The sequence below is a fragment of the Anoxybacillus ayderensis genome (assembly GCF_013761015.1).
GTDB lineage: Bacteria > Bacillota > Bacilli > Bacillales > Anoxybacillaceae > Anoxybacillus > Anoxybacillus ayderensis.
The window spans coordinates 17,195-42,424 of the sequence record NZ_JACDUV010000005.1 but is presented as its reverse complement, the minus strand read 5'-3'; the positions used below and the strand labels follow the sequence as shown (position 1 = coordinate 42,424).

General features: G+C 39.9%; 21 protein-coding genes and 1 pseudogene. 19 read left to right on the top strand and 3 right to left on the bottom strand.

The annotated features are described in order from the left end of the window. Positions 1-51 precede the first annotated feature (51 nt). The 4 genes from HNR63_RS08350 (at position 52) to putP (ending at position 5,372) form a co-directional block, all read left to right on the top strand. Complete coding sequence (locus HNR63_RS08350; RefSeq protein ID WP_181520439.1) at positions 52-1,254, top strand: PucR family transcriptional regulator; 1,203 nt, start codon at positions 52-54, stop codon at positions 1,252-1,254. 98 nt (positions 1,255-1,352) lie between these two features. Beyond that, positions 1,353-2,900 carry an L-glutamate gamma-semialdehyde dehydrogenase gene (gene pruA / locus HNR63_RS08345; protein ID WP_181520529.1) on the top strand — a complete coding sequence of 516 codons (1,548 nt, stop codon included), beginning with the start codon at positions 1,353-1,355 and terminating at the stop codon, positions 2,898-2,900. 14 nt (positions 2,901-2,914) lie between these two features. Next, positions 2,915-3,829: a proline dehydrogenase family protein gene (locus tag HNR63_RS08340; protein WP_181520438.1), complete on the top strand. Its 915-nt coding sequence runs from the start codon at positions 2,915-2,917 to the stop codon at positions 3,827-3,829. Positions 3,830-3,914: 85 nt separating this feature from the next. Further along, positions 3,915-5,372, top strand: coding sequence for a sodium/proline symporter PutP (gene putP / locus HNR63_RS08335; protein WP_181520437.1), 1,458 nt, complete (start codon positions 3,915-3,917; stop codon positions 5,370-5,372). A 28-nt stretch (positions 5,373-5,400) separates the two neighbouring features. Here putP and HNR63_RS08330 read toward each other — a convergent pair whose 3' ends face one another. Continuing rightward, on the bottom strand, positions 5,401-6,669 hold the full coding sequence (locus HNR63_RS08330) for a methyl-accepting chemotaxis protein (protein ID WP_181520436.1): 1,269 nt from the start codon (positions 6,667-6,669) through the stop codon (positions 5,401-5,403). Between the two features lie 366 nt (positions 6,670-7,035). On the opposite strand from HNR63_RS08330, the gene HNR63_RS08325 reads away from it, so the two are divergent. Then, positions 7,036-8,031: a CapA family protein gene (locus HNR63_RS08325; protein ID WP_425485170.1), complete on the top strand. Its 996-nt coding sequence runs from the start codon at positions 7,036-7,038 to the stop codon at positions 8,029-8,031. A gap of 193 nt (positions 8,032-8,224) precedes the next feature. On the opposite strand, the gene HNR63_RS08320 is transcribed toward HNR63_RS08325, so the two are convergent. After that, positions 8,225-8,599 (bottom strand): zinc ribbon domain-containing protein, encoded by a 375-nt coding sequence (locus tag HNR63_RS08320; protein ID WP_042894122.1) that lies wholly within the window; start codon positions 8,597-8,599, stop codon positions 8,225-8,227. A 159-nt stretch (positions 8,600-8,758) separates the two neighbouring features. On the opposite strand from HNR63_RS08320, the gene HNR63_RS08315 reads away from it, so the two are divergent. Then, positions 8,759-9,421 (top strand): DUF975 family protein, encoded by a 663-nt coding sequence (locus tag HNR63_RS08315; protein WP_181520434.1) that lies wholly within the window; start codon positions 8,759-8,761, stop codon positions 9,419-9,421. 29 nt (positions 9,422-9,450) lie between these two features. On the opposite strand, the gene HNR63_RS08310 is transcribed toward HNR63_RS08315, so the two are convergent. Next, positions 9,451-10,548, bottom strand: coding sequence for a GGDEF domain-containing protein (locus tag HNR63_RS08310; RefSeq protein ID WP_181520433.1), 1,098 nt, complete (start codon positions 10,546-10,548; stop codon positions 9,451-9,453). 348 nt (positions 10,549-10,896) lie between these two features. Between HNR63_RS08310 and HNR63_RS08305 the strand changes: the two genes are divergently transcribed. The 13 genes and pseudogenes from HNR63_RS08305 (at position 10,897) to HNR63_RS08245 (ending at position 25,045) form a co-directional block, all read left to right on the top strand. Further along, positions 10,897-12,387, top strand: a complete 1,491-nt coding sequence (locus HNR63_RS08305) for a malate:quinone oxidoreductase (protein ID WP_085789519.1) — start codon at positions 10,897-10,899, stop codon at positions 12,385-12,387. Positions 12,388-12,692: 305 nt separating this feature from the next. Further along, the gene (locus tag HNR63_RS08300) at positions 12,693-13,697 is read left to right on the top strand and encodes an ABC transporter ATP-binding protein (RefSeq protein WP_181520432.1); all 1,005 of its coding nucleotides are present in this window, start codon (positions 12,693-12,695) and stop codon (positions 13,695-13,697) included. Then, positions 13,694-14,620 carry an ABC transporter ATP-binding protein gene (locus HNR63_RS08295; protein WP_021095397.1) on the top strand — a complete coding sequence of 309 codons (927 nt, stop codon included), beginning with the start codon at positions 13,694-13,696 and terminating at the stop codon, positions 14,618-14,620. Before HNR63_RS08300 ends, HNR63_RS08295 begins: the two co-directional genes overlap by 4 nt. Before the next feature lie 17 nt (positions 14,621-14,637). After that, complete coding sequence (opp4B, locus tag HNR63_RS08290; protein ID WP_021095396.1) at positions 14,638-15,606, top strand: oligopeptide ABC transporter permease; 969 nt, start codon at positions 14,638-14,640, stop codon at positions 15,604-15,606. A 13-nt stretch (positions 15,607-15,619) separates the two neighbouring features. Then, positions 15,620-16,489, top strand: a complete 870-nt coding sequence (locus tag HNR63_RS08285) for an ABC transporter permease (protein ID WP_085789632.1) — start codon at positions 15,620-15,622, stop codon at positions 16,487-16,489. 9 nt (positions 16,490-16,498) lie between these two features. Next, positions 16,499-18,283, top strand: a complete 1,785-nt coding sequence (opp4A, locus tag HNR63_RS08280; RefSeq protein WP_181520431.1) for an oligopeptide ABC transporter substrate-binding protein — start codon at positions 16,499-16,501, stop codon at positions 18,281-18,283. 400 nt (positions 18,284-18,683) lie between these two features. Next, positions 18,684-19,130, top strand: a complete 447-nt coding sequence (locus HNR63_RS08275) for a MarR family winged helix-turn-helix transcriptional regulator (RefSeq protein ID WP_181520430.1) — start codon at positions 18,684-18,686, stop codon at positions 19,128-19,130. 67 nt (positions 19,131-19,197) lie between these two features. Beyond that, the gene (locus tag HNR63_RS08270) at positions 19,198-20,058 is read left to right on the top strand and encodes a permease (RefSeq protein WP_220127463.1); all 861 of its coding nucleotides are present in this window, start codon (positions 19,198-19,200) and stop codon (positions 20,056-20,058) included. Between the two features lie 15 nt (positions 20,059-20,073). Continuing rightward, entirely contained in the window at positions 20,074-20,229 is a 156-nt protein-coding gene (locus HNR63_RS08265; RefSeq protein ID WP_181520429.1) for a hypothetical protein, read from the top strand. A gap of 405 nt (positions 20,230-20,634) precedes the next feature. Further along, a complete protein-coding gene (locus HNR63_RS08260) occupies positions 20,635-21,105 on the top strand; it encodes a DUF2357 domain-containing protein (RefSeq protein ID WP_181520428.1) in 471 nt (156 codons plus the stop codon). A 93-nt stretch (positions 21,106-21,198) separates the two neighbouring features. Beyond that, positions 21,199-21,732: a hypothetical protein gene (locus HNR63_RS08255; RefSeq protein WP_181520427.1), complete on the top strand. Its 534-nt coding sequence runs from the start codon at positions 21,199-21,201 to the stop codon at positions 21,730-21,732. 587 nt (positions 21,733-22,319) lie between these two features. Beyond that, the gene (locus HNR63_RS08250) at positions 22,320-24,017 is read left to right on the top strand and encodes a DUF262 domain-containing protein (protein ID WP_181520426.1); all 1,698 of its coding nucleotides are present in this window, start codon (positions 22,320-22,322) and stop codon (positions 24,015-24,017) included. Positions 24,018-24,153: 136 nt separating this feature from the next. Next, a pseudogene (locus HNR63_RS08245) lies at positions 24,154-25,045 on the top strand (Rpn family recombination-promoting nuclease/putative transposase). Positions 25,046-25,230: the final 185 nt, after the last annotated feature.

Here is a 25,230-nt window from a genome sequence, read left to right as displayed (position 1 = left end):
CTTTTTTTCACGCTTTTGATCACGCATAATAAAAGCAAGGAGGCGATTTCATTGCATAAATTAGTTGATCAATTATTTTTTGAACTGCAACGTCCCGTAACGATTGAATCGCGCGATTTTGAATTGCTTGCATATAGCGGTCATCACGATGAAACGGATGAAGTGCGCATGCGCACCATTTTAAGCAAACGAGCATCCGCTCACGTTTTTCATTATTTGCATGAACATGGATGGATGCAAAAAATTGAACAAGCAGACGGAGTCGTTAGCATTCCTCCACTTCCTGAGATTGATCTTGGCGCACGCGCTGTCGTTTGCTTAAAACATGCTGGGAAAGTATATGGCTATCTTTGGGTACAAGCTGCGTTTCATGATTTAACAGACGAGCAACGGAGACGGATCGAAGAAGTAGCAAAAGAGGCCGCTCAAATATTACACGAGCAAATGGGGAAAACATACAAACGGCAAGAAGAAGTTCATGACCTTTTCCTTCGCTTTATTCAATATCGTGATATGAGCGAACGAGACGTTCAAATGGAACTACAGTTGCTTGGGGTAACGTTTCCTTCACGATTTGCTGTTGTTGTTGTTTATGTCGAAAATGACAGGAGAAAAGATGACATTCGGCAATATATGACATGGATGACAAAAGCAACACATGCCCCAATCTTTTTTATTTATCACAATCATCCGTTTTTGCTTATTGTTGGGGAAACACCGACGCAACGTCCGATCGATGTAGTGAACATGATGATTACAAAATTGCAACAAGATTTTCATTGTCGGATTGATCACGATGTTCTCGTTGGCATTGGCAATGAATATAACGGGCTGCAAAAACTGCGCGACAGTTATAAAGAGGCGATGGAAGTCATTCATTTGAAAAAGAATATGGATGAGCCGTTACCACATGCTTATTGCGATTTAGGTATTTATCGCATCGTTCCATTCATATACGAACAATACAAACAACGTCGCTATAAAAACGAAGCGATTATGAAACTAAAAAAGCACGATGAACAACATGGAACCGATTTTTTACATACGCTTCGTACGTACATTCAACACGACTGCAATATGAAACAAACAGCTGAAAGTTTATACATTCATCCGAATACGTTACATTATCGATTAAAGCGCATGCAGTCGATCACCACGCTCCCGCTGCACGATTTTGAACAACGAATGATGTTATATATCGATCTCCTTTTATACAAATATAAGGAAAGTATTGTGGATGAGCAACAAAAATAAGTAGAAATGATTATATATTGACGACAAACAATTTTCAGAAAGTATAAATTATAATGAATCGTAGAATATGTGACAAAATCGTGAAAGGATCGATGCATGTGACTGTACCATACAAACATGAACCGTTTACAAACTTTGCAATTGAGCAAGAAGCAGATGTGTTTCGTCAAGCGCTTGCTTATGTTGAAACACAGCTTGGACAAGCGTATCCAATCATTATTGGAGGAAAACGAATCGTTACGGAAGAGAAAGTTGTGTCAGTGAATCCAGCGAATAAACAACAAGTGGTTGGCGTCGCATCAAAAGCGACGAAAGCGCTTGCTGATGAAGCAATGCAAGCGGCACTTTCTGCATTTGAAACGTGGAAGCGCGTATCGCCAAAGGCGCGCGCCGATGTGTTGCTGCGCGCAGCAGCGATGTTAAGAAGAAGAAAACATGAATTTTCTGCATGGCTAGTGAAAGAAGTCGGCAAGCCGTGGAAAGAAGCAGATGCCGATACAGCGGAAGCGATTGACTTTTTAGAATATTACGCGAGACAAATGATTTCTCTTGCGGAAGGTGTACCTGTGCTCAGCCGTTCCGGAGAGTCAAACCGATTTTTTTATGTGCCGCTTGGTGTCGGATTAATTATTTCACCGTTTAATTTCCCGCTTGCGATTATGGCTGGAACGACGGTTGCTGCCATTGTGACAGGAAACACGGTTATTTTGCGACCATCCGATCGCGCACCAATTGTTGCAGCAAAGTTTGTTGAGCTCATGGAAGAGGCCGGTCTCCCTCAAGGAGTATTAAACTATTTGCCGGGCGGGGAAGCAGAAGTCGGAGAATATATTGTTGAACATCCACAAACGCGCTTCATTTCTTTTACAGGATCGCGCGCCGTTGGATGTCGCATTTATGAACGAGCAGCGATCGTTCAACCAGGACAAAAATGGTTGAAGCGTGTCATCGCAGAAATGGGTGGAAAAGATGCGATTATCGTTGATCGGGATGCGGATCTTGAATTAGCAGCGCAATCGATCGTTGCTTCCGCCTTCGGTTTTTCCGGACAAAAATGCTCGGCATGCTCGCGTGCCATCGTTCTTGAAGATGTATATGACGAAGTGCTTGCGCGTGTCGTTGAGTTAACAAAGCAATTAAAGGTCGGCAATCCACAAGAGCAAAGCACGTTTATGGGACCTGTCATTGATCAAGTATCGTACGATAAAATTATGGGCTATATCGAAATTGGCAAGCAGGAAGGGAAGCTCATGACAGGGGGCGAAGGAGACGATACGACAGGATTTTTTATTCAGCCAACCGTGTTTGCAGATGTCGCACCAACTGCGCGAATTATGCAAGAAGAAATTTTTGGTCCGGTCGTTGCGTTTACGAAAGTGCGTACGTTTGATGAAGCGCTTGACGTGGCGAACAACACAGATTACGGATTAACAGGGGCAGTCATTTCAAACAATCGTGCTCATTTAGAAAAAGCGCGCGAACAGTTTCATGTTGGGAATTTATATTTTAATCGCGGTTGTACCGGAGCGATTGTCGGCTATCATCCGTTTGGTGGGTTTAACATGTCAGGAACAGATTCTAAAGCAGGTGGTCCAGACTATTTATTGCTTCATATGCAAGCAAAAACAGTCAGTGAAATGTTTTAAAAGGGGGAATGGCCATGTTTGCACAACTATCGAAAAACATTTTTTTATACGCTTCACAAAGTAAAATGTTAAATCAAGCGGCGAAAAAATGGGGGCTCCGTTTCGGAGCTTCCCAAGTTGTTGCAGGGGAGACGATTGAAAGCGCTATCAAAAAAGTACGTGAACTAAATGAAAAAGGGCTCGTTTGTACGCTCGATCATTTAGGAGAGTTCGTTTCAAGTCGCGAAGAAGCTATTGAAGCGACACAATATAACATCCGCACGTTAGAAGCTATTCATCGCGCAGGTGTTCAAAGCAACTTGTCCGTCAAATTGACGCAGCTTGGGCTTGATATTGACTTTGATTTTTGTTTAAACAATATGCGCCAAATTGTTGAAACGGCGAAACGGTACAACAACTTCGTGCGCATCGATATGGAAGATTCAGCGCATTGCCAAGCGACGCTCGATTTATTACACGAACTACGCCGCACGTACGACAACGTTGGAACTGTCATTCAAGCATATTTATATCGCGCTGAACAAGATGTAAAAGATTTAAAAGGAGTATCGCTTCGTTTAGTGAAAGGAGCGTATAAAGAGCCGCCAGAAGTGGCGTTTCAAGAGAAACAACAAATTGATGAAAACTACATGAATATTATTCGTCTTCATTTATTAAGCGGAAGTTATACAGCGATTGCTACACACGATCATCATATTATTGAAAAAGTAAAAAAGTTTGCTAAGGAAAATAATATTCCGCGTAATCAATTTGAGTTTCAAATGTTATATGGCTTTCGAACAGATATGCAACAACAGCTTGCGAAAGAAGGCTATACAATGCGTGTATACGTTCCATTCGGAAACGATTGGTTTGGCTATTTCATGCGCCGATTAGCAGAACGTCCACAAAACGTGGCGTTCGCATTAAAAGGCTTTTTTGGAAAATAATTTTTTGTACAAATTGTGAACATATTTTAGTATAATGATACGTACAAAGGGGTTTTTATAGACAACAAAGGAAGGGGAGATTGTTTTGGTTATTACATCTGTCGTTGTGTATATGGTAGGGATGTTATTGATCGGGTATTGGGCGTATAAACGGACATCGAACTTGTCTGATTATATGTTAGGCGGACGAACGCTCGGTCCAGCAGTGACCGCGTTAAGCGCGGGAGCATCGGATATGAGCGGTTGGTTGTTGCTCGGATTGCCGGGAGCGATGTATGCGCAAGGGTTGAGCGCTTCATGGATTGTGATCGGATTAGCTCTTGGAGCGTACGCGAACTGGTTATACGTTGCTCCACGTTTACGAGTATATACGGAAGTAGCGAACGATTCGATTACGATTCCGTCGTTTTTAGAAAACCGTTTCGGTGATACATCGAAGTTATTGCGTCTCGTTTCCGGATTCGTCATTATGATTTTCTTTACGTTTTACGTTTCTTCTGGTCTCGTTTCTGGTGGGGTCATGTTTAAAAATTCGTTTGGTACAGATTATCATACAGGATTATGGATTGTAGCTGGTGTTGTTGTCGCGTACACATTATTCGGGGGATTTTTAGCGGTCAGTTGGACGGACTTTGTGCAAGGACTCATTATGTTTATTGCGCTTATTCTCGTGCCGGTTGTGACGCTTATGCACATTGGGGGAATTACGGAGACAACGACAACGATTCGCGATATAGATCCGAACTTGCTTGATTTGTTTAAAGGGACGAGCGTTGTCGGTATCATCTCGCTATTTGCATGGGGGCTTGGCTATTTCGGCCAGCCGCACATTATTGTTCGTTTTATGGCGATCTCCTCGGTGAAAGAAATGAAACAAGCGCGCCGCATTGGAATGGGCTGGATGATCTTTTCGTCTGTCGGTGCGATGTTAACAGGTCTTTTTGGAATCGCTTACTTTAAACAAGCAGGCATGACGTTAGAAGACCCAGAAACAGTATTTATTAAACTCGGGGAAATTTTATTCCATCCGCTTATTACAGGATTTTTACTTGCAGCGATTTTAGCGGCAATTATGAGTACGATTTCATCTCAATTGCTAGTGACATCTAGTTCACTAACGGAAGATTTATATAAAATTTTATTCCGTCGCTCAGCGTCTGATAAAGAGCTTGTATTTGTCGGTCGCTTATCTGTCCTACTTGTATCGATTGTTGCCTTGTTGCTCGCATACGAGCAAAATAATACAATTTTAAATCTTGTCGGTTATGCATGGGCAGGATTTGGGGCTTCATTCGGTCCTGTGATTATATTAAGTTTATACTGGCGCCGTATGACAAAATGGGGAGCGCTTGCGGGGATGATTGCAGGGGCAACGACAGTCATCATCTGGGCAAACTCTTCATATGCAAGCGTCATGTACGAAATGGTGCCGGGCTTTATCGCTAGTTTTATTGCCGTAATTATCGTCAGCTTATTGACAGTTACACCTGAAAAGCGCGTGACAGAGCAATTTGATACGTTTAAACGTACGATTTCATCATAAGAAAAAGGTGTCCGAACAGGGCACCTTTTTACGTTGAAAACTGTCGGATCGCCCGTTTCATTTCATTTGAAATATGTTCTGATTTTGAAGCAGATGTTGCGATTTGCTCGACAATTTCATTTGTTTCAATTAATCGGCTAGATAATTCATTTACTTCTTGAGCGCTGTTTGCTGTCGCTGTAGATACTTCATGAATGGAGTGAATGATCTCATGTAAAGCACGATTTAACTCGGTAGCAGTTTGGCTAAATTGAACAACAACCTCTTCAATGAACGAAGCCGTTTGTTCGTATTGTTTTGTCACCGTTTTCATTTGTTCGTAATCGCGTTGGACGTCTGTTGAGATGTATGATATTGCAGCTGAAGCGCTCATGGACAACTGTTCTACAGCGGATGTTAACTGTTTCGCAACGTGTTGAATATTTTCAACTGCTTGTTGTGATTGTTCAGCCAATTTACGAATTTCTTCAGCAACGACCGCAAACCCTTTTCCTTGTTCTCCAACCCGTGAAGCTTCAATAGAAGCGTTGAGTGCTAATAAATTTGTTTGTTTTGCAATATTCATAATGGTATTTGTAAATAGTTCAATATCCGTTACAACTTGTGAAGCCTCAATTGCTTTTTCCAGCTTTCTTTTCGTTTCTGCTAACAGTTCACTTGCTTTTTCCGATGAAGACGTGACGATATGGTCCGTATGGATCGCTTGTTGGCGAATAGCTGAAGCATTTTGTTCGCCTTCATTCATTTTGTGAATCATTCGCTGAACAGCGTGCCCAATTTCTTTTGATGTTGCAGACATTTGCTCCGCAAACGCTGCAGTTTCTTCGACATTTCCAGACACGTTTTTCGTAGACGATGAAATATGTGCAAGATGACCACTTAAATGACGAATATCACTATAGACGGTGGAAACGATTCCATCAAGCTCGTGAGCCTCGTGCTGAATGCGCCAAATCATCGTTGCTAGCGTATCCAACACACTGTTAAAGTTATCAACGATACGACCAACTTCATCGTTGCTTTTTAATGTGAGTCGTGCAGTTAAATCTCCACGTTGTACAATCGTTTCAAACTGTTTGTTCATTTCTTTCATTGCGCGAATTAATGTCACTTTTCCGACAAAAAAACTAATGAGTCCAACGATGATACCTGCTCCGACGCAAAGAAGTGTGAAATATGTAGCGTATGATGGCTGTTTATATACTGTAAAAAAACTAGCAACGATCGGAAAAGCGAGTCCCATCACAATACCTGTTCCAATAGAAATAAGTAAAAAACGACCTGTTACACTTGACAATACATATGTCACCCCCGACAAAAAGACTATTACAAAAATACTATAACTGTGTATGTGTGACAATACATGTGTATGTATTTTTTTGAATTTTTTACACAGTATTTATGTTTTCTTATGATATATTTACAAAAAAGTGACGATATCATGACATATGATATGGTTATAGATTGGATGTTTGGGGCGTTTATTGGCGCTTTACTTAGTGGTGCTTAGTTCGTTTCATGACGGATAGGGCAAAAGAAATGATTCCGTCTATTGTTTTTTCATAAAACTATGTTCTGAATCATCAAAAAACAAAATAAAAAAGGATTTTTCGTCTATTTGTAGAAAAGAAATACATGAAAGGGGAGTGGGGAAGTGAGAAACATATATATTTTTGTATGTGTCTATCTGTTTTTATTTGCCCAACCAGCTTGGGCGCAAGGAGAAACGAGCATTACATTAAGCGCCGCTGGCGATGTGACGCTTGGTCGCGATGAAAACTATGGCTATACATACTCGTTTGATCATGAAGCGAAAAAAAATGGCCTTGCTTTTTTTACAAAATATATTGAACCGATTTTTAAGCAAGATGATTTTACAACCGTCAATTTGGAAACAACGTTAACAAACGCAACGCAAAAAGCGGAGAAAAAGTTTCGTTTTCGAGGCGATCCGTCGTATGTCAACGTTTTAACGCGCGCGAGCATTGAAGGGGTCAATCTTGCGAATAATCATACGTTAGACTATGGACAAAAAGGATATATAGATACGATTGCTACGTTAAAACGAGCGAATGTCGGATATTTTGGGAACGGAGTACAGCTTGTGAAGACCGTTAAAGGAGTAAAAATTGGTGCGCTCGGCTATAAAGGATGGAGCGATACGAAAGCGGTACGAAAGCAAATTGCAAACGACATAAATTCCCTACGAAAACAAGGAGTCCAAATCATTCTCGTTCATTTCCATTGGGGTGACGAGCGAAGCTATGTGCCAAATAACACGCAAAAAGCGTTAGGGAGATTTGCGATCGATAGCGGAGCAGATCTTGTCGTTGGTCATCATCCGCACGTCATTCAAGGAATAGAGCAATATAAAGGAAAAATGATCGTTTATAGCTTGGGCAATTTTATGTTTGGAGGCAATAAAAATCCGAGCGATAAAGATACGTTCGTTTATCAACAAACATTTTATTTTGTTAACGGCCAAAAACAGCCGAAAACAACGGTTCGCATCATTCCATTTCGCATCTCATCTGTCACGACGCGAAACAACTATCAGCCGATTCCGCTTCAAGGAAAAGAAGCAAGTCGCGTAAAAGAAAAAATCGTCAATTTATCAGCAAAAATTAACAAACCAACATGGCTCGTATATGAAAAATAAAATATAATAGAAAGAAAAGGAGTTGATTTTATGTACATTGGAGACATTGTATTTCAACTCGTGATGCTCGGCACGTTGCTTGGGGTTTTTGCTGTATTCGTTTTTGGTGCTGTATGGTTGATGCGGTCTATAAAGGGAAAAAGAGGGTAAAATTTTTATTTTAGATGATTAAAACCGAGCGATATGCTCGGTTTTATAATGCCTTTCCGCAAGATGGACAAAAGCGAAAATCGGTTTGTACGTTTGTTCCGCAGTAAGGGCAAAACTTCCCCTCTTCATGATGGGCGAAGCGAGCATTTAGCGGATCTTTTTCTTCATTTTCGTCAACGATATCGACGATGGACATCCGTTCTTTCCCTGTAGCGTTTTTATAATGATATACCGCCTGAAAAATACCGATACCAATAACGATCAATCCGAAAAAAGGAAAGATTTGTGTTCCTGCAATTGGAGATTCTTTTGTAATGGAAAAAGTCATAAACGTCCAAAATATGCCGAATAAAATGGTGGCGATACTGCCAATAAATCCTTGCATGGACGGTCCACGGCCAGGCTTTATACTTTTCATGTGTATTCCCTCCAATTTGTTTGATACATCCATTATATACAAGAAATAGAGGAAGTTCATGTTGTTTTTAAATAAAAGGAGTAGAAGGTATGCTAGAATGAGTATTGATGCCATAAAATATATGGTAAGCATCATGGAACAGGAGGAGGGTTTTATTATATGTCATTATCATCATTAAGGCGTGAGGCAAGGAAAGCATTGAAAGGAAAATGGGGTAGTGCGGTGCTTCTCATACTTGTTTATGCCCTTGTAACGATGGTTGTTCCTTTCGGTGTTGAGGTTGTGTTTAGTGGAGGGTGGGAAGCGTGGCTTTACCAAGAAACTGTACCGGCATCAGCCTCGATTGTAAGCATGTTCGTTTCGTTTGCACTCATTCCGCTTAGTGTCGTCTTGTATTGGGTGTTTTTAGATGCGTATCGCAATGAGCCTATTCGTATCGCTCCGCTATTTACTGTTTATCAAAACGGAAAATTAGCTTTAAAGCTGATTGGTACTTCGCTTTTATTCGGGCTTTTCGTCTTTTTATGGAGTTTATTGCTCATCATCCCGGGAATTATTAAATCGTTATCTTACTCACAAACGTTCTTTTTATTAAAAGATCATCCAGAGTACAGTGCACTTCAAGCGATTAGCGAAAGTAAAAAACGAATGAAAGGGTATAAAGGAAAGCTATTTTTACTATATTTGAGCTTTGTCGGTTGGGGACTTCTCTCAATCCTCACGTTTGGTATCGGATTTTTATGGCTCGTCCCATACATCTACACATCGCTTGCTGCGTTTTACGATCAATTTATTCGTACGCAAGAAGCACCGGCTGAATAAAACGAACAAGGGCGCCCTTGTTCGTTTTATTATATTACTGAAACAACGACACGATTTCTTCCGAGTTGTTTTGCTAGATAAAGTGCTTGATCGGCTTTCGGATAACAATGTTGGAAAGAATGAATGGCTTGAGCAATACCGAAGCTTGCCGTGATATGAATCGTATGTTCTTTGTATTGAAATGGACACTTTTCGATGTTTTCGCGCAACGTTTCAGAAAGGTCTCGGGCTTTTTCTGTGCTTGTTTCAGGTAGAAAAACAATAAATTCTTCCCCGCCAAGTCGTGCTGAAAGATTTGGATGTTGAAAATATTGTTTAATGATGACAGATAGAGCTTTTAGTACTTGATCTCCTGCAGGGTGACCGAAATGGTCGTTGACATGTTTAAAAAAATCAATGTCGATGATTAAGATGGTTGCTTCTTCGTGATCTGATTCCTTTAAGTAGGCATTAACGAGATCTACAAAGTGAGTACGGTTAAATAAACCCGTCAGGCGATCTTGGATAGCTAAAGCTTGAAGGGATGCGTTTTTTTCTGCTAGTTGTTGTTGTTCTATATTTGTCAGTAGTTGTTGTTTGTAGTTTTTTGTGTAATTCCTCCAAACGATAAGGGAGACTCCAAAACCTAATCCTTCTGGAATGACGATATGGATTGGAACATGTGTGATCCATTCAAGTAGTGTAGGCGCGTCATGAGAAGAGAGGACAATGGAGGATAAGACAAATGTTAGTACATACATAATTCCCCCGACTAGTGGAGGGATGAGAAATAGCACGCCCATTCCAATGCAACTGATCCAAAGTACATTCATATATTGATCATGTATGCTCAGTAAAACACCAAGGAAGAGATGGAGCATGAAGTAAGCCGCTTGGATGACATATGCTTTTTTTGTTCCCTCAGCTTTTTGTCTACTTATATAAAGAAACAACATTCCAAAGCATATGTTTGCTATGATGATGAAAAGAAGTGAGTTATAACTGTAAACAAGCTTGTTTTCAAGTCTCCCAATGAATGAAAGGAAAAAATATATGATCGTTATGATCGTGATTGCCCAACTTAATTTGTACAAGCGATCGATGTTCGTCTTGCTTGCGACTTTGAGTAAATGATCATTAAAAATCATCTCTTTCATCTCCTTATGGCGATATATGTCGAGAGATGTCGAATATATTGTTCACTCATTATAACACGAGACATTGAGTTCGTGTTTTTATTTTCTGAAAAAATTTTTGGCGAGATGTTGCTTGATTTAAAAATAAAGCTAGTAAAATATCAAATTGTTTTGTAAAATCATTAAAAAAAGAATATTGTTTCTTTTCGTCGAACAGATAAAAGTGCAGAGTCTTTTTGATTTAACGATATAACCACGTTTGTAAAATAAACAATAATAGTGACATACTATAATTGAAATGTGTTATAATAAATGCGGAGAAGTTTTTGATCGAATTGATGGGATTTAGGGGGTCCAGTGATGAAAACAGATGTCATTTTAATTGGTGCGGGGATTATGAGTGCGACTTTAGGGACATTGTTAAAAGAATTAGCACCAGAGTGGGATATTGCGGTATTTGAAAGGTTAGACCAACCAGCAGATGAAAGTTCGAACGAATGGAACAATGCCGGAACCGGTCATGCCGCACTTTGTGAACTAAACTACACAGTAGAAAAAGCGGACGGATCAATTGATATAAGCAAAGCGATTAAAATTAACGAACAATTTCAAGAGTCGCTACAATTTTGGTCTTATCTTGTTCAAAACAAGCGCATTCGCGACCCGAAGGACTTTATTATGCCTATTCCACATATGAGTTTCGTACAAGGGGAAGAAAACGTCGCGTTTTTGAGAAAGCGCTTTGAACAGATGGCTAATCATCCGTTATTTAAAGGGATGGAGTTTTCTGATGATCCGCAAAAATTAGAAGAGTGGATTCCGCTGATGATGGAAGACCGCATCGTCACAGAACCGATTGCTGCCACGCGCATAGAGTCAGGGACCGATGTGAACTTTGGCGCTTTAACGCGCATGTTATTTGAACATTTAGAACATAAGCATGTCAATTTATATTATAAACATCACGTTGAGGATATGAAACGGACAAGCGACAATTTATGGGAAGTGAAGGTACGCAATCTCACATCCGGCGAAGTCGAAGTCCATACAGCGAAGTTCGTCTTTATCGGTGCAGGTGGCGGAAGCTTACATTTACTACAAAAATCCGGCATCCCTGAAGGAAAAGGAATCGGTGGATTCCCGGTAAGCGGGCTATTTATGGTGTGCAACAATCCGGATATCATTGCCCAACATCATGCGAAAGTGTACGGAAAAGCGAAAGTTGGTGCACCGCCGATGTCTGTCCCGCATTTAGATACGAGATTCATAGGCAATGAGAAAATGCTATTATTTGGACCGTTCGCTGGGTTTTCACCGAAGTTTTTAAAGAACGGTTCGATATTCGACTTAATTACGTCTGTCAAACCGCACAACGTGCTGACAATGCTTGCAGCAGGGGCGAAAAATATGGCGCTTACAAAATATTTAATCGAACAAGTCATGTTATCAAAAGAACAACGCATGGAAGAATTGCGCGAATTTATCCCGAATGCGAAAAGCGAAGATTGGGATGTTATTATCGCTGGTCAGCGCGTGCAAGTCATTAAAGATACAGAAGCAGGTGGCAAAGGAACACTTCAATTCGGTACGGAAGTTGTTGCCGCACATGACGGCTCCGTTGCCGCTTTACTCGGTGCATCGCCAGGCGCTTCAACGGCTGTTCATGTCATGCTTGAAGTCATTGAAAAATGCTTCCCAAATGAGATGAAACAATGGGAACCAAAAATTAAAGAAATGATTCCTTCATACGGCGTGTCGCTGATGAAAAACGAAACACTTTTACGCGACGTACAAACACTCGCTGCTCAAACGCTTGGCCTAAAAGAAAACATGCCGCTCCAAATTGCATAAATACGAAAGGCAGAAGTCGGTGGACTTCTGTCTTTTTTCGTAGCGATCATGCATTTGTTGTAACGAGAAAAAAGGAGTTCTGTTTTTAGTTTTATCATCAAAATATGTACTTCTTTTTTAACAATATAAAAAAAGTAATGTGGAAGTAAAGTAGAGTTTTTCGTTTCATGACCATGGTCGTTTTTACTTATCAAGTACAACTTATGGTGGAAATCCAAAAAATGTTGAAATAACAAAAAGATTGTAATAATATATTTTTATATAAAAATACATAATTTTCAGTTTATCTAATAGGAGGTGACTGCTTGTTGAAACGATCAGTGTTACAAATAGAAAGTTTGCGAGTTTCTTTCAGGATTCAAGATGAGTATTATGCAGCGGTGGATGATGTTTCGCTAACTGTTCACGAAAACGAGGTGCTTGCCATTGTCGGAGAGTCCGGATGTGGAAAAAGCGCGCTCGCTCTTTCGATTATCGGATTACATCCGCCGGAACGGACGAAATTAGAAGGAACTGTAGTATTTAAAGGAAAAAATCTTTTAACACAATCGGTACAAGCATTAAATCAAATTCGTGGAAAAGATATCGGCATGATTTTTCAAGATCCGCTGACGGCGTTAAATCCGCTTATGACTGTTGGCAAACAAATTGAAGAAAGCATGGACTATCACACCACACTATCTACTGCTGAGAAACGAAATCGGACGCTAGAGTTGCTTGAACAAGTTGGCATTTCAAATCCGTCACAAACGTATGACCGTTATCCTCATGAATTATCAGGAGGAATGAGACAACGTATAGTCATTGCCATTGCGATTGCTTGTAATCCCGCGCTACTCATCGCCGATGAACCGACGACGGCGTTAGATGTCACGATTCAAGCACAAATTATTCGCCTATTAAAAAACTTACAGCAACAACTCAACACAGGCATTCTTTTAATTACTCATGACTTAGGGGTAGTTGCCGAAATGGCAGATCGGGTCGCCGTCATGTATGCAGGCGAAATTGTCGAGCTTGCGGATGTACATACGCTATTTACCCGCCCGTTGCACCCGTATACCCGTTCGTTACTGCAGTCCATCCCTTCCTTGCAAACTCCAAAAGAAACGCTTCATGTGATTCAGGGGATTGTTCCACCATTGACGAAACTTCCGAGAACTGGCTGCAGATTTCGATCCAGAATTAGTTGGATTCATGAATCAAAACATGAGCCACATCCTATATTGCGCGAAGTCGAACCAAACCATTGGGTTCGTTGCACGTGTTACCAACATTTTTACTTTCCCGATGGGGGGGAAAAGGCATGACATTTCTCCGAGTCAATCAACTAAAAGTGCATTATCCGGTGCGCGGTGGGTTTTTTCGTAAGGTCATCGGGCATGTAAAAGCGGTCGATGGGATTAGCTTTGAATTGAAAAAAGGGGAAACGTACGGACTAGTCGGGGAGTCGGGATGCGGGAAAACGACAACGGGGCGAACAATTATTGGCCTAGTGAAAGCGACAGCAGGAGAAATTTTGTTTGATGGGAAAGATTTGACGAAACTAAGTCGCCGTGAATTTGTCCAATATCGAAAAGACATACAAATGATTTTCCAAGACCCGTACTCTTCGCTTAACCCAAGAAAACGAGTATTAGATATTGTTGCGGAGCCGTTGCGTAATTTTGAAAAACTATCTCCGCAAGAAGAAAAACGAAAAGTACAAGGTCTCATTGAAAAAGTAGGGCTGCATTCGGACTCCGTCTATAAATATCCTCATGAATTTTCCGGCGGACAACGGCAGCGTATTGGCATTGCCCGTGCCCTCACGCTCAATCCAAAGCTAATCATTGCTGACGAACCGGTATCGGCGCTTGACGTGTCTGTTCAAGCGCAAGTATTGAATTTCATGAAAGATATTCAAAAAGAGTTTCAGCTGACGTATTTGTTCATCAGCCATGATTTAGGAATTATTCGCCATATGTGTGATCGCATTGGTATTATGTACCGCGGGCAATTTGTCGAAGAAGGGACGAAGGACGAAATATTTCACGATCCGAAACATATTTATACAAAAAGGTTATTGGCGTCTATTCCTAACGCCGACCCGTTAAGACGGCAAGAGCAGCAAAAACTACGACAACAAATCGAAAAAGACTATGAACAATTGTATTCTCGTTATTTTGATGCGGAAGGAAGAGTATATCCACTGAAACGCATTTCCGAAACTCATTCGGTTGCGATCCCGTAAGAGAGGAAGTCGAGAGGATGGTCAAATTTATATTGCGACGTATCATGATGATGATTCCACAACTATTTGTTTTAAGTGTGCTTATTTTTCTGCTTGCCAAAGCGATGCCTGGTGACGCTTTAACAGGCCAGCTAGCGAACAATCCAAAAATGGATGCGCAAACGTTAGCAGAGATGAGAGAAAAACTAGGGCTAAACGACCCTCTGTATGTTCAATATACGCGTTGGATAAAAAATTTACTCCATGGAGATTTAGGATTATCATATGTTCATCAACAGCCTGTGACAGACTTGTTAGCAGGGAGAATGTGGAATACGATTTTGCTTTCGTTGTGTATTTTAGTGCTAACATACGCCATTGCCGTCCCCCTAGGAGTAATTTCCGGTCGTTGGCAAGATTCGTGGGCAGATAAGTTGATTGTCGGATATAGCTATGTTAGCTTTGCCACCCCGTTATTTATTTTTGCGCTCATCATGCTTTTTTTGTTCGGGTTTAAGCTCGGATGGTTTCCAACGGGCGGTAGCGTTGATATTCAGCTAGAAGAAGGGACATTTGATTATTACATAAGTAAGCTTAATCATCTTTTATTGCCGTCTTTATCTGGTGCGTTAATTAGTACGGTCGGAATCATTCAATATTTGCGTAGTGAAATTATTGACACAAAAGTAAAAGATTTTGTCCGCACGGCACGGGCAAAAGGAGTGCCAGAAGCGAAAATTTATTCGCGTCATATTTTGCGTAACTCATTTTTACCGATTGCCGCTTTTTTAGGCTATGAAATTACCGGATTAATTGGCGGATCTGTTTTTTTAGAATCTATTTTTAGTTATCCAGGTATCGGTCAGCTTTTTCTTCAGTCGATTATGCAGCGGGATTATAGCGTCGTGACAGCACTTGTGATGATTTCAGGACTTGCAACATTAATCGGGACATTGTTATCGGACATCATTTTAAGTGTTGTTGATCCGCGGATAAGAATCGATTAGAGGAGGGGGAAAAATGAAAAAGACAGAATATTCACCCTTTTCTGTTCTGTGGCGGGAAGTAGTGAAAGATAAACTAGCGCTTAGCTCTCTTTTGCTTCTTTCACTCATTCTATTCATTGTATACGGGGCTTCCATTGTACTAGATCAAGAAGAAATCGTCAAAGTCGATCTTTTGTCCATCTACTCCCCGCCGTCTGCCGAGCATTGGCTAGGAACAGACTATGGTGGAAGGGATATTTTAGGACAACTCATTATTGGGGCGAGAAATTCTTTTACGATCGGTTTAGCCATTACGTTGCTGACAGGATTAATCGGATTAACAATCGGATTAATTGCAGGTTATTTTGGTGGAGTAATTGATAACATCATTATGCGTATTATTGATTTTATCCTTATTTTGCCTTTTTTAATGCTAGTTATTGTTTTCGTGGCAATCGTTCCGAAATATAACGTGTTTACGTTTATTTTGATTATGAGTGCCTTTCTATGGACAGGTAAAGCGCGGCTCATTCGGGCAAAGACGTTAGCGGAACGAGAGTTGGACTATGTGAGCGCCTCAAAAACGCTCGGCACGCCCGATTGGAAAATTATCATTCGGGAAATATTACCGAACTTAAGCTCGATCATTATCGTGAATTTAACATTGAATCTTGCAGGCAATATCGGAATTGAGTCAGGACTAAGCTATTTAGGATTTGGTCTCCCAGAAAGCACGCCAAGCTTAGGGACATTAGTCAGCTATGCGACAAATCCGGATGTATTGCAAAACAAATGGTGGGTTTGGTTACCAGCATCAGTACTTATTTTAGTAATGATGTTGTGTATAAATTTTATCGGCCAAGCGTTAAAACGTGCGGCTGATGCAAGACAACGATTAGGATAAAAGGGGGAGATGGAATTGAAAAAAAGGTATTGGAAGTTTTTTAGCGTGCTCGCTGGACTGGCACTCGTATTGTCCGCATGCACCGACTCGACAAGTAGCGATCCAAAAAAACCGACGGAGCAAACTGCACCAAAAGAAGACATCAGCAATTTTCCGATGACGGTCAAAAACGATGGGGAAATTGTCGACGGCGTACTTACTTATGGGTTAGTGTCAGATACACCATTTGAGGGGACGCTCAACTATGCATTTTACACAGGGCAGCCAGATGCGGAAATTTTGCAGTTTTTTGATGAAGCGCTATTTCGTACAAACGGAGACTATGAGATTACGAATGATGGGGCAGCCACGTACGAGCTTTCCGCAGACAAAAAAACGATGACAATTAAAATTAAAGACAACGTGAAGTGGCATGACGGGGAGCCAGTAAAGGCAGAAGATTTAGAGTATGCGTATTTAGTCATCGGACATAAAGATTATACAGGGGTGCGTTATGGCGATGCGCTTATACAAGGTATTGTCGGCATGGAGGAGTACCATAGCGGAAAAGCGTCAACGATTTCTGGCATTAAAGTAGTCGATGAAAAAACGCTTACGATTACGTGGAAACAGGCGAATCCATCCGTGTTAACCGGAATTTGGGCATATCCGCTGCCGAAACATTACTTGAAAGATATTCCAATTGACCAATTGGCTCAATCAGACAAAATTCGTAAAAATCCGATCGGTTTCGGACCGTTCAAAGTGAAGAAAATTGTCCCAGGAGAATCGGTGGAAATGGTGCGCAACGATGACTATTATGGCGGAAAGCCGAACTTAAAAGGGGTCATTGTAAAAGTCGTCAGCCCGAAAGTCGTTCTTCAGTCGTTGAAAAAAGGCGAAATTGACATTGCAGAATTTCCAACCGATCAGTATGTAGGTGCGAAAGGAACGAAAAATATTCAATTCGTTGGCAAAATCGACTTAGCTTACAACTATATCGGCTTCAAGCTCGGGCATTGGGATGCGAAAAAGCAAGAAAACGTCATGGACAATCCAAAATTCCAAGACAAACGATTGCGCCAAGCGATGGCATATGCGATTGATAACAAGTCAGTCGGCGAGAAACTTTATCATGGGCTGCGCTTCCCTGCGACAACGCTCATTCCACCATCGTTTCCTGGCTACCATAATAAAGAGGCAAAAGGCTATTCGTATGACCCAGAAAAAGCGAAAAAGCTGTTAGATGAGGCAGGGTATAAAGATAAAGATGGCGATGGGCTTCGCGAAGATCCAAACGGAAAGAAACTTACGATTCATTTCCTTGCGATGAGCGGCTCCGATGTGGCCGAACCGTTAGCGAAATTTTATATGCAATGTTGGAAAGATGTCGGATTGGACGTTCAATTAGTCGACGGACGCTTAGCGGAGTTTAACTCGTTCTATGATATGGTTGAAAAAGACGACCCGAAAGTCGATGTGTTTGCTGCTGCTTGGGGAACAGGAACAGATGTTGACCCATACGGACTGTATGGACGAAACGTCATGTTCAACTACTCGCGTTGGGTGAACGAGAAAAATGATGAGCTACTCGAAAAAGGGCATTCGGAACAAGCGTTTGATAAAGAATACCGGAAAAAGATTTACAACGAATGGCAAGCATTAATGAACGAGGAAGTCCCGGTAATTCCGACACTATACCGTTCGGCGCTTTATGCAGTAAACAATCGGGTGAAAAACTTCACGGTCGATCCAAGCTCGCAGTTGACGTGGAAAGATGTCGGTGTGACAGCAGAAAAACCAGAAGTAGAATAATAAATGAAGGGGCGGTTCGAGAAAAGAACCGCTCTGTTCATTTATCTAGCGTGTGACACTAGGTTATCAATTTTATTAAAATCATCAAATAACGATAAAGATTTTCATAAAATTGTTTATCAGTCCATGCCATTTATGCGACATGTACTCTGATCCATGCCAAACGCCTTTGCGAATACTTTCTCATCATTTCGCAATATGATTAAGAACATATTGTCAAATCAAAAATAACTGTTTTCACAAAAAAATTTAATTATTCCGTTAATCTTATTTATCTATATTTTATTTTTCTCTTTATGTTAGTTCGAACTGGTGGATTATGAACGAAGAGAAAAATATTTTTTAATTTTTATTTGCAAAATGCAAATAATAACGTATAATAAAGCCAAGAGGTGAGGAAATGGAAAATGTTCGCGAACTATTCCACACGATGACAAAACGTCTCGGGTTGTTAGACCGAAATTGTTGCACTGTTGGTGGGGTTGAATTATCGCTTGTGCAAAGCTATATTTTATACGAAATTGACCGAATGAACGAACCATCGATGCAACAAGTGGCTGATGCGTTAGCGATCGATATTACAACATTTAGCCGGCAAATTCAAACGCTTGTCAAAATGAACTTAGTGAAAAAAACACCTTATTCCCAAGACCGACGCGTCTATATTTTATCGTTAACGCCCGAAGGAAAATACGTCACAGCAAAAATTGACGCAGAAGTGAACGAATATTTAGGTGAAGTATTTTCGCATATGAGCGAGTTTGAACGTGAAACGGTTCTTCGCTCCATTCGGTTGTTGAACGAATGCATGGCGAAATCAACAGTCTGTTGCAAACCGTTGTTTTAAGGCAAGAGAAATCTTGCCTATTGCTTGAACAAATACTTGCATTTTGCAAATAAAGGGGAGAATTCGTTTGGAAACGATACAATCGTTTTTCTTTTTAGCGTTAGAGCTTACGTTGCTTTTTCTCGCTATTTCGTTTTTTATTCAATTCATTGAGGGATACATTCCTTACGATCGCATGCAACAGCTGTTGGCAGAGCGCCATCCGCTCATTGGCGCAATCATTGCTGTCATGTTTGCATTTGTGACTCCATTTTGTTCATGTTCGACCATCCCGGTCGTCGTGTCGCTCTTAAACAAAAACGTTCGGTTCGGGCTTGTCATGATTTTTTTGTTCGCTTCTCCTGTACTTGACCCGACGATTTTAACGATAATGACCGCATTGCTTGGCATCAAAGTAGCCGCCGTATATACACTATTGACGGCGATACTTTCGATTCTCATCGGTTTTATGCTAGAAGTGTTCGGATTTGAACGTGCAGTCAAACGCGTGATTGTGAAAGGAAACGTGGATATCGGGAAAAAACGGACGTTCAAAGAAGCGTGGCATGAGACGCTTCATCTCATGAAAACGGTATATCCGTATTTATTGTTAGGAGCCGGAATTGGCGCATTCATCCATGGCGTTGTGCCGACGGAATGGATTTCAACCTATATGGGAGGTGATACATGGTGGCTTGTTCCGCTTGCGGCAATCATCGGCATTCCTCTATACATCCGTCTCTCTACGATGATACCTATTTCGCAAATGCTTCTTGCGAAAGGGATGGCGCTCGGTCCGATGATGGCGCTTATGATTAGCTCCGCGGGCGCAAGCTTACCAGAGATTACACTACTGCATAGCATTTTTCATAAGAAACTCGTTTGGGCGTTCATCGCCTCGGTCATCTCGATGGCGACCTTATCAGGATTTTTGTTTTACATCATATAAATGGAGGAGATTCATATGTTTAAAAAATTATTTGAGCAAAAAGAAAAAGATTGTTGCAATGTGCAAATCATTGAGGTCAAAGACGACGCATGTTGCGAGGAGAAAGAAGATTGTTGTGAAGAAAAGGAAGATTGCTGCGAAGAGAAAGAGAACAAACAAACATGTTGCTAGCACCAGAGCACCAGGGGAGCCTGGTGCTTTTTGCATGTTATACATGTGACAGGATTTTTAGTGAGGATGACGAAGTAAGGGAGAAAATCGTGTTTTTATTTGGAAGATAAGCGGTCAAAAAAGGGATGAGGTTTGTTTAACAACCCAGAGAAAAAGTTCACTTCTCTCGTGAACTTTTTCTTGGTAACATACTTTCTTAACACCTTGATACAATTTGAAAATTGTATAACGTGGTTATTCCAATATAATCGAAATGAAGAATTCCCGTGGAGACTTGGAATCTATCGAGTGACGTTAATTTACGAAGGGACAACCTATTACACATTTTTTGGTTTGAACCCTATACATTTAAATAAGCAACAAGTTACACGTATTCATAATTTCCTAAAATAGGAACTAGACAGTTTGTGTTACGATTTAGTGTTTTCTAATCATTCTCAATCGATTGATCATTTTTTAGATGAACGCACAGAATGGTATTTTATTTATACAAAATGGCTAAAAAGACATGAAGATTTAATATATCAATTGTTAATGCAATTGTGCCGAAATGTAAAAGGTTATACTAAAACAACATACCTAGAACAACCGATGATAAGAAAGCAGGATCATAAAACTACACGTTGGCAATACACAACAAAAGGTATTTCTGTGAATAAGGGAAACCATCCAATGATTTTTTACCTAAACAAACAAAAAGAATTAGATATTAATACAGCTGAGAATCGATGGGTTAAAAACACTATGGTTTCATGGGCTTCGTTAATTAAAGAAGCTGTGCGTCAAATGCAACAGAAATACAATGAACAAAAAAATAATATTGCAAAACTAGAACAGTTGCTGCAAGAGGAAAATGCAAATAAAGAAGCGACGTAATATTGCTTTATCAGTAAAAGAAGCTTATCAGACTCGTATAACAGATTTATCTCGAAAGAAAAAGAATCAGAGAAATTTGCACAATATTTGTATATGTCTATTAACATCGCCCAAAGAGTATATTACCAATTTTCATATGTATTAACGCAAACAGACTACCGGTTCATTGAACGAGGAACAAAGCGTCCGGTTATAAAAGATTATACCGCTCATCTTTTCATAGATCTGTTTGAGAAAGGACAGATAAAACTTAGAGGTTTGGAAAATAAAGGGAATACTCTTGTGCCTGTCTTAAAACCAACATGGCAGTTATTCGAGTTATATGTTTTATTCAATGTTATTAGAATATTTAAAGAAATCGGTTATACTCTGAAAACAAATTTACAAGATCAGTTTACACCAAAACGCGAATTTATTGGTGCATTTGATGACGGGGAATTCTTTGTATTGGAAAATGAAACATCGTTTATTGAAATTTGGTATGAGAAACAAGTAACTATTATCGAAATTGCAGAAAAACAAGGAGAAGCATTTTGGGTAGATGATCGTAGTGGCGTTGTTTGTCCTGATATTCGAGTGGGTTACTACAAAAAAATGAAAAAGATGAGGAATTTATGGGCTCTCTAATAATTGAATGTAAACATAGGAAGTTGAGAGATTTGTATCTTCCAAACAGTTACTCGAGTACAGAAGCACAGCTTGGCAAATACCGAAATATCTTATATATTTAAGAGAAAATGCTAATCAAGACTTAAGAGAGCGCTCTGCTGTAAATCATGTACTCTGTGTTTTTTCAGGTACGAAAGAAGATCCACTCGAAACTAAGGGGAGAAGAGGAAAATTTTATAGACTTTTTCCTTCTTTAAGTGACGATGAGCTAAATATAATTGGTTATGACATGCTTAAAGAAGAAGTTGTACAATGGGTACAAGCAACCCAAGCTCGACAGTTTTTTTGATGCTGTGGCTGTCATGCCTGAGGCAAGGTTGTGCAAAAATTCACCGCCATATTGTGTATTTTTTACTTACCAAATACATCCACGGAATGGAGAAACTCTTTATTGGGTGATAGACTAAAGAAAATTTATCTTTTCCCATTGCAAATGCTTTTGAAAGTAAGTAAAGTTTCACGAAAATAATGGCAATTTTTTTAGAATGGCTCATATATTCCATATGGGGGAACATGCTATAGAAGAGGAAGGAGAGTAGGAATTCATGGCTAATTGGGAAGCCTTTAGGGTATCAGATGTTGTGAAAAAAATTTCAGATGAAGAGTTTGTATTACCTGTGATCCAAAGAAGGATGGTTTGGAATGAAGAAAAAATGGAACTGCTATTTGATACTTTGTTAAAAGGGAATTCTTTTGGAGGGATTATTTGTATTGAGGAAGAAAAAGGATCTGAACCGCTTTTTGCATTCCGACCTTTTTCGAAAGATGGTCAGCCTCTTGATTCAGTACAGCGGGAACTTTTAAATAAAGGTCATATGCTTGTGATAGATGGTCAGCAAAGGCTGCAAACTTTTTACATTGGTTTGCTTGGTAGCTATGAAGGGCGGCAAATGTATTTTGATTTGTTTAGTGATTTTGCTAACTTAGAATACTCGTTTAAATTTGAAAATGACGAGTCTAAATTACCTAAATACGATCGGGAAAAAGCAGGAATTAAAGAACATATGTGGTATAGTGCAAAGGATCTTTTTAAAAGGTTGAAGGAAACACAAGATGAGGATCAAGTAGCGGATGAGATTATACGCTTGAAAAATATAGTGGATGAAACGGAAAAGAACCATGTATTTCGAAATGTACGAGTGTTTTATAAAAATATTTTTTCTGCTACGAATATCGGCGTGTCAAAAATTACGGTCAATAAATCCTTAAATTTGAACGAAAATCGGCAGAGAGTGGTCGAACTATTTAGAAGACTAAACGATGGTGGAACAAAACTATCTTCATACGATTTAGTGGCTTCCATTCTGAAAGGTTTCGACTGGAAAATGGAAAGATTTTTAGATGGTATTTTAAAAGAAAACGATGACATTGGTTTAACACAAGATACGTTAATTAATTTGCTGTTCGTTTTGCGTGATACGCCAATGAAGCAAATGACCGAGATTAGTATAGAAGATGCCGAATTTGCGACTAAGCATTTTTCAAGAATACAACAAACAATCAAGCTGTTAAAGAACTTTTTGAAAGCAGCTGGACTTTATAACTATTATTTAAAAGAGAAAAACCGATCTTTTATCCCTTTGTATTTCATCGCTTATAATATTTTTTATAGAACTCCATTGGAGCAACCGCTAGATGAAAAAATGTTCGATACTTTCGATACAAATAATGGTGATTTCAAAAAAATGCGTGAGTGGTTGTACAAATCTTTATTAAACGGCGTATTTAGCAGAGGGTGTGGATGGATTCCTTATAAAACAGGGGTTCGAAAAATATCTAATGTTGTTAGAGAGCATAAACTAAAAGATTTTCCTGCAGATGAGTTGTTTAAGATATACAGGGATCATCCATTGCGTTTTTACGAAATTCATACTGCCCATTTAAACGAATTTGACAAAGAGATTGTGTTCCATATGATTTATGACGAACTACCGAATATTCGCGAGAATGATATAGACCATATACATCCTGTGAATATCTTGAAATCTTATGGGTACGATGAATACGAGATAAATCGTGTGGGAAATTATCAACTACTTGATAACGTGACAAATAGATTTGTGAAAAGCGGAAAACCTTTAATTCAATGGATAAAGAATGACGTGAGTGATAAAGACGCTTATTTACGCAGGCATTTAATACCTGCCGATGAAACTTTGTGGGAAGCATCTAATTACAGAGATTTTCTAAAAGCTCGGGAAGAACTGATCGTATCAAAAATTAAGGAAAGGCTTTCTTTGTAATTGTACGATGCCGTTATTCCCCAAGGATTGTCGAGATTTGTAGAAGCAGAGAGTGATAGTTTTTCTCTCTGCTTTTCCATTTAACATCGCTACTTTTGTCGAAAATATGCAACAAAACAGAAAGCGAGGTGCATATATGGCGGTTGACCATGATCGGTTGTTTAAGGAGCTGATTACGACGTTTTTTGAAGAGTTTCTTCTTCTCTTTTTCCCGCATGTGCATGAGCATATTGACTTTCAGCACATGTCGTTTTTGTCAGAGGAATTGTTCACCGATGTGCCGGCAGGGGAGAAGTATCGCGTCGGTCTGCTTGTTCAGACGAATTTGAAAGGAGAGGATAGCTTCATTATCGTCCATATCGAAAACCAAAGCTACGTGCAGCCATTGTTTCCCGAACGGATGTTTATTTACTTTAGCCGCTTGTTTGAAAAATACCGAAAGCGCATGTTGCCGATTGCGGTATTTAGCTACGACTCTCTTCGCAATGAGCCCTCCTCGTTTACGCTCCAATTTCCATTTTTCGATGTGCTTCAATTTCGATTTCTTACTGTTGAGTTGCGCAAACAAAACTGGCGTGATTACATTCGCCACGACAACCCAATCGCCGCTGCGTTGTTAAGCAAAATGGGGTATACTGAAAGTGAACGAATAGAGTTAAAGAAGCAGTTTTTACGAATGATTGTGCGCATGGAATTAGACGAAGCAAAGCAGCGATTATTAATCGGCTTTTTTGAAACATATGTGAACCTGTCGGATGAGGAAGAACAACAGTTGCGAAACGAGGTGAATGAAATGGAAACGAAAGAAAAAGAACAAGTGTTAGAGTTAATTATTTCATATGAGAAAAAAGCGTTAGAAAAAGGCTTGAAAGAAGGAGTGGAACGAGGGGTTACAACAAGGATTACAACAAGGTCTGCAGCAAGAAAAACGCCAGATCGCGAAAAAGATGCTCGCGAAAGGCTACGACGTACAGACAATCCATGAACTGACGGAGTTGCCTTTGAAAGAGATTGAGAAGCTAAAATGATATTTTGTGTTGTGCCTGTTGCCTGTAGAACAAAGAGCAAAAACGTGGGGACGAAGAAATACCAGTGAAGATAGTTGGAAAAGAGATAAAAGAATAATTTAAGGAAACGCTCAGGTGTGTCTTGAGCGTTTTTTATTTGAGAATGTTTTTATTATAAGTATTTTTTAAATTTTTGAATTTAAAGA

Coding starts and splice junctions, on each gene's coding strand:
- HNR63_RS08340 (WP_181520438.1), top strand. CDS start 2,915: ATGTTTGCACAACTATCGAAAAACATTTTTTTATACGCTTCACAAAGT.
- HNR63_RS08320 (WP_042894122.1), bottom strand. CDS start 8,599: ATGAAAAGTATAAAGCCTGGCCGTGGACCGTCCATGCAAGGATTTATT.
- HNR63_RS08315 (WP_181520434.1), top strand. CDS start 8,759: ATGTCATTATCATCATTAAGGCGTGAGGCAAGGAAAGCATTGAAAGGA.
- HNR63_RS08310 (WP_181520433.1), bottom strand. CDS start 10,548: ATGATTTTTAATGATCATTTACTCAAAGTCGCAAGCAAGACGAACATC.
- HNR63_RS08305 (WP_085789519.1), top strand. CDS start 10,897: ATGAAAACAGATGTCATTTTAATTGGTGCGGGGATTATGAGTGCGACT.
- HNR63_RS08295 (WP_021095397.1), top strand. CDS start 13,694: ATGACATTTCTCCGAGTCAATCAACTAAAAGTGCATTATCCGGTGCGC.
- opp4B (WP_021095396.1), top strand. CDS start 14,638: ATGGTCAAATTTATATTGCGACGTATCATGATGATGATTCCACAACTA.
- HNR63_RS08285 (WP_085789632.1), top strand. CDS start 15,620: ATGAAAAAGACAGAATATTCACCCTTTTCTGTTCTGTGGCGGGAAGTA.
- opp4A (WP_181520431.1), top strand. CDS start 16,499: ATGGAATTGAAAAAAAGGTATTGGAAGTTTTTTAGCGTGCTCGCTGGA.
- HNR63_RS08275 (WP_181520430.1), top strand. CDS start 18,684: ATGGAAAATGTTCGCGAACTATTCCACACGATGACAAAACGTCTCGGG.
- HNR63_RS08265 (WP_181520429.1), top strand. CDS start 20,074: ATGTTTAAAAAATTATTTGAGCAAAAAGAAAAAGATTGTTGCAATGTG.
- HNR63_RS08255 (WP_181520427.1), top strand. CDS start 21,199: ATGTCTATTAACATCGCCCAAAGAGTATATTACCAATTTTCATATGTA.
- HNR63_RS08250 (WP_181520426.1), top strand. CDS start 22,320: ATGGCTAATTGGGAAGCCTTTAGGGTATCAGATGTTGTGAAAAAAATT.